This window comes from Cobetia sp., from assembly GCF_983723665.1.
Window position 1 is genome coordinate 1 of record NZ_CFDJES010000121.1, and the last position, 8,351, is coordinate 8,351.

Annotated in this window: 9 protein-coding genes; 5 read left to right on the top strand and 4 right to left on the bottom strand. The window is 62.8% G+C overall.

What is annotated here, in order from left to right; all coding sequences use genetic code 11:
- Positions 1–217: 217 nt before the first annotated feature.
- From AC4FAH_RS11545 to AC4FAH_RS11560, 4 genes are all read right to left on the bottom strand, one after another.
- Positions 218–706: a GAF domain-containing protein gene (locus AC4FAH_RS11545; protein ID WP_131432461.1), complete on the bottom strand. Its 489-nt coding sequence runs from the start codon at positions 704–706 to the stop codon at positions 218–220.
- A 218-nt stretch (positions 707–924) separates the two neighbouring features.
- Complete coding sequence (locus AC4FAH_RS11550) at positions 925–1,743, bottom strand: MetQ/NlpA family ABC transporter substrate-binding protein (RefSeq protein WP_043335679.1); 819 nt, start codon at positions 1,741–1,743, stop codon at positions 925–927.
- A gap of 160 nt (positions 1,744–1,903) precedes the next feature.
- Positions 1,904–2,557: a methionine ABC transporter permease gene (locus AC4FAH_RS11555; RefSeq protein ID WP_107336314.1), complete on the bottom strand. Its 654-nt coding sequence runs from the start codon at positions 2,555–2,557 to the stop codon at positions 1,904–1,906.
- Positions 2,538–3,581: a methionine ABC transporter ATP-binding protein gene (locus AC4FAH_RS11560; RefSeq protein ID WP_490246064.1), complete on the bottom strand. Its 1,044-nt coding sequence runs from the start codon at positions 3,579–3,581 to the stop codon at positions 2,538–2,540. Before AC4FAH_RS11560 ends, AC4FAH_RS11555 begins: the two co-directional genes overlap by 20 nt.
- 700 nt (positions 3,582–4,281) lie before the next feature.
- Between AC4FAH_RS11560 and AC4FAH_RS11565 the strand changes: the two genes are divergently transcribed.
- The 5 genes from AC4FAH_RS11565 to ung form a co-directional block, all read left to right on the top strand.
- On the top strand, positions 4,282–4,893 hold the full coding sequence (locus tag AC4FAH_RS11565) for a riboflavin synthase (protein ID WP_054557313.1): 612 nt from the start codon (positions 4,282–4,284) through the stop codon (positions 4,891–4,893).
- Positions 4,894–5,193: 300 nt separating this feature from the next.
- The gene (locus tag AC4FAH_RS11570; protein ID WP_192837612.1) at positions 5,194–6,495 is read left to right on the top strand and encodes an NCS2 family permease; all 1,302 of its coding nucleotides are present in this window, start codon (positions 5,194–5,196) and stop codon (positions 6,493–6,495) included.
- On the top strand, positions 6,495–7,040 hold the full coding sequence (locus AC4FAH_RS11575) for an adenine phosphoribosyltransferase (protein WP_043335609.1): 546 nt from the start codon (positions 6,495–6,497) through the stop codon (positions 7,038–7,040). Before AC4FAH_RS11570 ends, AC4FAH_RS11575 begins: the two co-directional genes overlap by 1 nt.
- A 171-nt stretch (positions 7,041–7,211) precedes the next feature.
- Entirely contained in the window at positions 7,212–7,709 is a 498-nt protein-coding gene (gene gpt, locus AC4FAH_RS11580) for a xanthine phosphoribosyltransferase (protein WP_043335607.1), read from the top strand.
- A gap of 1 nt (position 7,710) precedes the next feature.
- The coding region (gene ung / locus AC4FAH_RS11585) for a uracil-DNA glycosylase (RefSeq protein WP_490246065.1) at positions 7,711–8,351 on the top strand (641 nt) is incomplete at its 3' end.

Below are 8,351 nucleotides of genomic sequence, written 5' to 3' on the forward strand. Positions count from 1 at the left end.
GTGGAGGGCGATGTAGAGCGCGACGAGGGATGAGATGGCGACCGGGATGACATGTTTGGCTCCTGTCGGGGGCGAGAGCTCTTAACCTGTCATCTCGCACGGGGCTGTGCAAGGCCTGACAGGCCACAACGCAAACCGCCCGCCGTGCGGGTGGCGCGGCGGGCGGCAGAGCGTGATGCTGACGTTCAGGCTGTCTATCAGACGGGCGCTCAGTTTGTCAGGCAGGAACGCTGTCGAAGTCGCTGGAGGCGATGAAGATCTCGACCAGACGCTCGATGCCGGCCTGATCCTCTTCGTCGAAGCGCTCGGGGCTCGGGCTGTCCAGGTCCAGCACACCCCACAGCACTTGCTGGCCGTCCTGCTCGATGAGCACCGGGATGACCAGCTCGCTGCGCGAGGCGGCGTCACAGGCGATATGGCCCGGGAAGGCGTGTACGTCCGCGACACGCTGGGTGGTGCGCTCGGTGGCAGCAGCGCCGCACACGCCCTTGGTGAAGGGAATCGGGTGGCAAGCCGGCTGACCCTGGAACGGCCCCAGGTGCAGGATTTGCGGCTGACGTTGCACATAGAAGCCTGCCCAGTTGAGGTTCTCCACCGTCATGTTGACGAAGGCGGCCGTCTGGGAGGCGTTGGTCAGCCAGTCGCGGGTATCGAGGATGGCATCCAGTTGGCGGGCCAGCAGTGAATAGTCGGGGCGAGTGGCCATGAGGGCTCCTGAGGGATAGGTAAGGTGGCGAGATGGCGCAAGAATGCGGTCGCGGGTCGCCTGTTTCAAGCGTGTCCTGCGCGTGTGTCTTCTCGCGCTGCGTCGGCATCTGGGCGTGATGAGATACGCGATGAGATGACTCATCCACCGGATGCAAAAGCGCCGACCAGTGGTCGGCGCTTTGCGTTCAGGCGTCTGTCAGTGACATGGGGTGAGGCTTACTTCCAGCCCGGCACCGCCGCGCCCTTGAACAGCTCTTCCGCCTTGGCTTCGACTTCCGGCGTCTGGTAGGCCTTGACCAGCTTCTGCACCTTCTCGCTGTCTTCATCGCCCTGACGCACGACGATCAGGTTGACGTACGGGGACTCGGCGCCTTCACGGATCAGTGCGTCTTCCGGCTTCAATCCAGCCGGCTGGGCGAAGGTGTTGTTGATGAAGGCCAGGTCGACGTCCGGCAGGATGCGCGGCAGCTGGGCAGCCTCGATTTCCTTGAACTGGTAGTCATGCGGGTTCTTGGCGACGTCGATCGGGGTCGCTTCGAGGTTGCCCTTGTCGGTCAGCTCGATCATGCCCAGGTCGTGCATCAGGATCAGGGAGCGGCCTTCGTTGGACGGATCGTTCGGCAGGGCGATGGTCGCGCCGTCCGGCAGTTCGCTGATGTCTGCGTACTTCTCGGAGTAGGCACCGATCGGGTACACGAAGGTCTTGCCGGCGCTGGCGAACTTGTAGCCACGCTCACGCACCATGGATTCCATGTACGGCTGGTGCTGGTAGGCGTTGGCATCCAGAGAGCCATCGGCCAGCGCGGCGTTGGGAGACACGTAGTCGGTGAACTCGGTGATCTCGACGTTCAGGTCGTACTTTTCCTTGGCGATCTCGGCCGCGACCTTCATCACTTCGGTTTCCGGGCCTGCGACGGTACCCATCTTGAGGGTGTTCTCGTCGGACGCGTCGTTGCCGCAGCCTGCCAGCAGGGTGGCGCCGAGCAGGGTGGCAGCACCGGCAAGGCGCAGCGGGGAAGAAAGCGTGGTCAGCATGTTGCGCATCGATGTTCTCCTTGTGATCCGACGTGACCGGCGGGGTCCGCGGGATGTTATGAGTGACGGCTCATTGTGATGAGCCGTCACGATACCGAAAGCCGTGTGATTTGTAGATCGAACGCCACTTCCAGATCAGTCGCTGCTCATGGAGCGACGCTTACTTGTGGTTCGACTTGCGCACCAGATGGTCGCCCAGGCTCTGGAAGCCCTGCACCATGACGACGAGGATGACCACGGTCACCAGCATCACCATCGGGTCGAAGCGGTTGTAGCCGTAGCGGATGCCGAGATCTCCCAGGCCACCGCCACCGACGGTACCGGCCATGGCGGAATAGCTGATCAGCGTCACCACGGTGATGGTCAGGCCATTGATGATGCCGCCGCGTGCTTCCGGCAGCAGTACCTTGGTGATGATCTGCATCGGCGTGGCGCCCATGGCCTGTGCGGCTTCGACCAGCCCCGGGCCGACTTCATTCAGCGCGCCTTCGATCAGGCGGGCGACGAAGGGAATCGAGGCGATGGTCAGCGGCACGATGGCGGCATTGGTGCCGATCGAGCTGCCCGCGATCAGGCGTGTCAGCGGGATGATCGCCACCATCAGGATGATGAACGGCACCGAGCGACCGATGTTGGTGATGATGCTCAGCACGCTGTTGAGTGCCGGGCGCGCGAGAATCTGGCCGGGGCGCGAGGTGTAGAGTGCCACGCCCAGTGGGATGCCGAGTGCCGCGGAGATCAGACCTGCCACCGCGACCATGTACAGCGTCTCGAGGGTGGAGGACAGGACGAGTTCAAGCAGTGCGGGTGACATGACCGAGCACCTCCACTTTCAGGTCGTGGGATTCGAGATAATCGAGCGCTTGCTGGGTCTGGCGGCTGTCGCCCATCAGTTCGGCGATCATCAGGCCCAGGGTGCGGTCCTGAATGGATTCCACCTTGGCCTGCAGGATGCTGACATCCACCTGGCATTCACGCGCCAGGCGCGAGATCAGCGGAGTGGAGACGGCGTCGCCGCTGAAGGCCAGGCGCACCACCGGGTGGGTGTGCGGGCCGGCCGTGGCTTCGAGGCGCTCGACCAGCGCACGCGGCGGCTCAAGCTCCAGGAAGTCATTGAGGAACTCGCGGCCCAGGCGGGTCTGCGGTGCGGTGAAGAAATCGCCCACCGAGGCCACTTCCACCAGTTCACCGCCGCTGATCAGGGCGACCTGATCACAGATGCTCTTGACCACTTCCATCTCGTGGGTGATCAGCAGGATCGTCAGGCCCAGCTTGGTGTTGATGTCCTTGAGCAGCTCAAGGATGGAGGCGGTGGTCTGCGGGTCGAGCGCCGAGGTGGCCTCGTCACACAGCAGTACCTTGGGGCGGCTGGCCAGCGCGCGGGCGATGGCCACACGCTGTTTCTGGCCGCCGGACAGCTGGGCAGGATACTGGTCGGCCTTGTCGCTCAGGCCGGTCAGCTCCAGCAATGGCTCGACGCGCTTTTTGATCTCGTCCTTCGAGATGCCAGCCAGCTCCAGCGGCAATGCCACATTGGCGAAGACCGTGCGTGAGGAGAGCAGATTGAAGTGCTGGAAGATCATGCCGATCTGGTGACGAGCGCTGCGCAGGGCGGACTCGTCGAGTTCGGTCAGTTCCTGGCCATCGACGACGACGCTACCGGCAGTGGGGCGTTCGAGCAGATTGACGCAGCGAATGAGGGTCGACTTGCCGGCACCGGACAGGCCGATGACACCGGTAATGGCGCCCTGAGGAACCGTGAGGCTGGCATCCTTGAGCGCGACCACGGCCTTGTCACCACTGCCGTAAGTCTTGGAGACGTTCTTGAGTGTGATCATGGGGGTCCGAGTGGTTAAGGCACCAACCGGATTGCGGGCGAAGGTCTGTAGAGGACAGAACGTTCTGCCGGCGTCTGCGCACATGGCAGACAGCGAAGAGGGGAGCGATCCAGTGGGGAGAAAAAAGACCACCCAAGACGGGTGGCCATCAACGCTGGACACACCCTTTTAGCAGAACTTGCACCCCGTGAGACCAGCTCTCGTGGTGGGCGCCCGCAATCCGGGTACAAATCGGCGCCAAACAGATTTGAGGCGCATTCTATCAGTCACCTTGGGGGTGTCAACGACTTTGGTCTTGCGCTGGGCGTTTATTCGAACTGTCGTTCGATATGGCAATTTGGCGATACGCTCTGTAAGCCATTTCTTACAAGACTCTTGCCGTGACGCGGGTTTCAACTGCCAGCGACGGCTTTCCTGTCTTGACGGTCAGTCGGGGATGAGTTGCGGCCCGCTCTTTCTGCTCTGCGTTCGCGGAGGCAGCCGTGCTCATCTGTGGCGAGAGGCGAGAGGCGAGAGGCGAGAGGCGGGTGGCGAGGGCGGCAACGCCGCGCACCCCCACGGCAGACAACGCCAGCATGTCGACGGCTAGTCCACCATGCTAGGATTTCGGCTGGGCATGCCGGTCATCTCGCTGCTGCATGCCGTCCCTTATTCACGGCTTCTCGACAGCAAGAAGCAGCAGTGCAAGGAAAGATCACGCATGTTCACGGGTATCGTACAAGGCATGGCGGAAGTGGTGGCCATTGAAGAACGCACTGACTTTCGCACGCATCAGGTCCGGTTGCCGGCGGGACTGGAGGCGGGGCTGGAGCTGGGGGCCTCGGTGGCCCATAACGGTTGCTGTCTGACCGTGACGGCGCTTGAGGGTCAACTGGCCAGCTTTGACCTGATGCGCGAGACGCTGCGTCTGACCAATCTGGGCGAGCTCGAGGTGGGCAGCGTCGTGAACGTGGAGCGAGCGGCACGCTTCGGCGACGAGATCGGCGGGCACTCGATGTCCGGGCACGTGATGGCGATGGTGACCATCGATGCCATCGAGGCCACTGCCGACAATCGTCGTATCTGGTTCCAGGCGCCGGCCGAGCTGATGCGTTTTCTGTTCGACAAGGGCTATGTGGGACTTGACGGTGTCAGCCTGACGATCGGAGAGGTGCAGGGCACGCGCTTCTGCGTCAATCTGATTCCCGAGACGCTCGAGCGCACCCTGATGGGCGTGCGCGCCGTCGGTGATCAGGTCAACCTTGAAGTCGACCCGCAGACCCAGGCGATTGTCGAGACCGTCGAGCGGGTCATGGCCTCCCGTCTGGCATGAGGCTTGCAGGTCTGCAGCGGATCAACTCACTGGCAGGACGCCAGAACTCGTCTGACTGGTCAGGAAATATGCCGGGAATGCTCGATTCGCTGCAGACCTTTGGGTACCATGTTGCGCCTTTCGATGCCCTGCCGCTGGCGGGGCATCGTGGTTCAGGCAGGCTGAACAGGGGAAAAGCTTCATCCGACGCCCTGTGCGGCATACCTGTCCGAGCGAGTTCGTCTTGATCTGCTGATTCTGACAATCACCGACCACTGCGCCTTGCCGGACAGGCACTGCTCAAGGATAGGGGCTACCTCAATGCTGGAACGTCTTTTCAAGCTCTCCGAGCACGGTACCAATGTGCGTACCGAAGTCATCGCAGGATTTACCTCCTTCCTCGCGATGGCCTATATCATCTTCGTGGCTCCCTCGATGCTGGCCTCCACCGGCATGGATCACGGTGCCGTGTTCGTCGCGACCTGTCTGGCGGCAGCCATCGGCTGTCTGGTCATGGGGCTCTACGCCAACTACCCGATCGCGCTGGCACCGGGCATGGGGCTGACGGCCTTCTTCACCTACACGGTCGCCGGTCAGATGGGCGTGCCCTGGCAGGTCGCGCTGGGCGCGGTCTTCCTGTCCGGGGTGAGCTTCTTCCTGCTCTCCGCCTTCAAGATTCGCGAGTGGATCATCAATGCCATTCCCGCCTCGCTGAAGACCGGCATCGCCGCGGGCATCGGCCTGTTCATGGCGATCATCGCCCTGCAGGGCAGCGGCATCGTCGTCGACGCCCCGGGCACGCTGGTCACGCTGGGTGATCTGTCCTCGCCGGCGGCCATGTATGCATTGCTCTCGTTCTTTTTGATCGTCGCGCTGTCCTACCGCAAGGTGATCGGTGCGGTGATGATCGGCATACTGCTCGTCACGCTGCTGGCGACCCTGACCGGCAACAACGACTTCCACGGCTTTGCCTCGATGCCGCCGAGCATGCTGCCGACATTGGCGGAGCTCGATATCGCCGGCGCCTTCAATCTGGGCATGGTGTCGATCATCTTCGCCTTCCTGTTCGTCGATCTGTTCGACACCTCGGGCACGCTGATCGCCGTCTCCCAGCAGGCTGGCCTGACCAACGAGCGTGGCCATCTGCCGCGGCTGGGACGGGCCTTGATGGCAGACTCCAGTGCCACCATGGTCGGCTCTGTCATGGGCACCTCGAACGTGACCAGCTACATCGAATCCGCCACTGGCGTGGCCGCCGGCGGACGTACCGGCCTGACGGCCGTCGTCGTTGCCGGCCTGTTCCTCGTCAGCCTGTTCCTGTCGCCGCTGGCGACCTCGATTCCGGCCTTCGCCACTGCCGGTGCGCTGCTGTATGTCGCCTGCCTGATGACGGGCGGCCTGGCACGCATCGACTGGAACGACATTACTGAAGCGGCACCGGTGGTGATCGCCACCCTGGTGATGCCGCTGACCTACTCGATTGCCAACGGGATCGCGCTGGGCTTCATCAGCTACGCCGTGATCAAGCTGTTCTCCGGCCGTTATCGTGATCTGAGCCCGGGGCTGGTGATTCTCGCCATCCTGTTCGCCTGCAAATACCTGTTCCTCGACGGAGCCCTCTAATGAGCATCTACAGCGACTACATCAAGTCTGTCATCCGTACCGTGCCGGACTGGCCCCAGGAAGGCGTCAACTTCCGTGACATCACGCCGGTGCTGCAGAACTCCGCCGCGTTCCGCAAGCTGATCGACTCCTTCGTGCACCGCTATCAGGAGATGGAAATCGACGCCATCGCCGCCATCGATGCGCGTGGCTTCATCATCGGCGCTCCGCTGGCCTACGAGCTGGGCTGCAGCTTCGTGCCGGTGCGCAAGAAGGGCAAGCTGCCGTTCAAGACCATCAGCGAGACCTACTCGCTGGAATACGGTGAGTCCACCGTCGAGCTGCACTCCGATGCCTTCCGTGAAGGCGATCGCATCCTGGTGATGGATGACCTGATCGCTACCGGCGGCACCATGCTGGCGGCCTGCAAGCTGATCGAGCGCACCGGTGGTGTGGTCGTCGAGACGGCAGCCATCATCGATCTGCCGGAAATCGGCGGCTCCGCGCGCATTCGTGAAGAAGGCCACAGTGTCTTCGCGGCGTGCAGCTTCACCGAATCCGAGTAATGCCGGCTTGACGCGATGGCCCTGTCTTCTGGCAGGGCCATCGTCGTTGCTGCGGGCAGCGAATCTGAGGCCCTTGTCCGCGCTCCGGCGTGGCTGAGTGGATCTTCCCCTTGTGCGGTGGCGCGCCAGCCACCATGCTTTCCTTCTGTTTCGTCATTGCGAGTGACCCACATGTCTTCCGAACGCTACCACGACCACTTCATCGTCTCCTGGGACCAGCTGCACCGTGATGTGCGCGCGCTGTGTCACGACCTCAGCGGTCGCGACTTCAAGGGCATCATCGCCATCACCCGCGGTGGCCTGATTCCGGCCGGCCTGATCGCCCGCGAGCTGGGTATCCGCCACATCGATACCGTGTGCATCAAGAGCTATCACGACCACATGGAGCAGGGTGGTCTGGAAGTGGTCAAGGGCGTCGACCACGACGGTGACGGCTGGCTGCTGGTCGATGACCTGGTCGACACCGGCAACACCGCACGTGCGGTGCGTGACATGCTGCCCAAGGCGCACTTCGTGACCGTCTATGCCAAGCCGGAAGGGCGTCCGCTGGTCGATGGCTTCATCACCGAAGTGCCGCAGAACTGCTGGATCCAGTTCCCGTGGGATATGGGCATCGCCTACGTCGAGCCGATCGCCGAGCAGCTCAAGAAGCAAGAGAGCGATAGCTGACATGCCGTTGGAGACTGCCGCGACTGGCCGCTCCGAGGTGCTGCCTGCCGATTGGCAGGCGCATCTTGGCCAAGAGTTTCAGGCTGACTACATGCAGCGTCTGCGCGACTTTCTGCGCGCCGAGAAAGATGCCAGCAAGGTCATCTATCCGCACTCCGATGACTGGTTCCGTGCCTTCTGGCTGACGCCGCTCTCCAACGTCAAGGTCGTGATCCTCGGGCAGGACCCGTATCACGGCCCGGGCCAGGCGCATGGACTGTGCTTCTCGGTACGCCCCGGCGTACGCCCGCCGCCTTCGCTGAAGAACATCTACAAGGAACTGGCCACCGATGTCGGCGTCGAACCCGTCGATCACGGCTTCCTTGAAAGCTGGGCGAAGCAGGGCGTCTTGCTGCTCAACAGCGTGCTGACCGTCGAGCAGGGCAAGGCCGCCTCGCATCAGAAGCAGGGGTGGGAGCAATTCACCGACCGCGCCATCGACGTGATCAATCAGCACTGTCAGGGTGTCGTCTTCCTGCTCTGGGGCAGTCATGCCCAGAAGAAGGCCCGTGCTGTGGACACCCAGAAGCACCTGGTGCTCCACGCGCCGCACCCATCCCCCCTCGCAGCGCACCGCGGTTTCTTCGGCTCTCGCCACTTCTC

Bases quoted from the DNA above. Each gene is read 5' to 3' on its own strand.
- AC4FAH_RS11570 (WP_192837612.1), top strand. From the start codon at position 5,194: ATGCTGGAACGTCTTTTCAAGCTCTCCGAGCACGGTACCAATGTGCGT.
- AC4FAH_RS11545 (WP_131432461.1), bottom strand. From the start codon at position 706: ATGGCCACTCGCCCCGACTATTCACTGCTGGCCCGCCAACTGGATGCC.
- AC4FAH_RS11565 (WP_054557313.1), top strand. From the start codon at position 4,282: ATGTTCACGGGTATCGTACAAGGCATGGCGGAAGTGGTGGCCATTGAA.
- AC4FAH_RS11560 (WP_490246064.1), bottom strand. From the start codon at position 3,581: ATGATCACACTCAAGAACGTCTCCAAGACTTACGGCAGTGGTGACAAG.
- AC4FAH_RS11555 (WP_107336314.1), bottom strand. From the start codon at position 2,557: ATGTCACCCGCACTGCTTGAACTCGTCCTGTCCTCCACCCTCGAGACG.
- gpt (WP_043335607.1), top strand. From the start codon at position 7,212: ATGTCTTCCGAACGCTACCACGACCACTTCATCGTCTCCTGGGACCAG.
- AC4FAH_RS11550 (WP_043335679.1), bottom strand. From the start codon at position 1,743: ATGCTGACCACGCTTTCTTCCCCGCTGCGCCTTGCCGGTGCTGCCACC.
- AC4FAH_RS11575 (WP_043335609.1), top strand. From the start codon at position 6,495: ATGAGCATCTACAGCGACTACATCAAGTCTGTCATCCGTACCGTGCCG.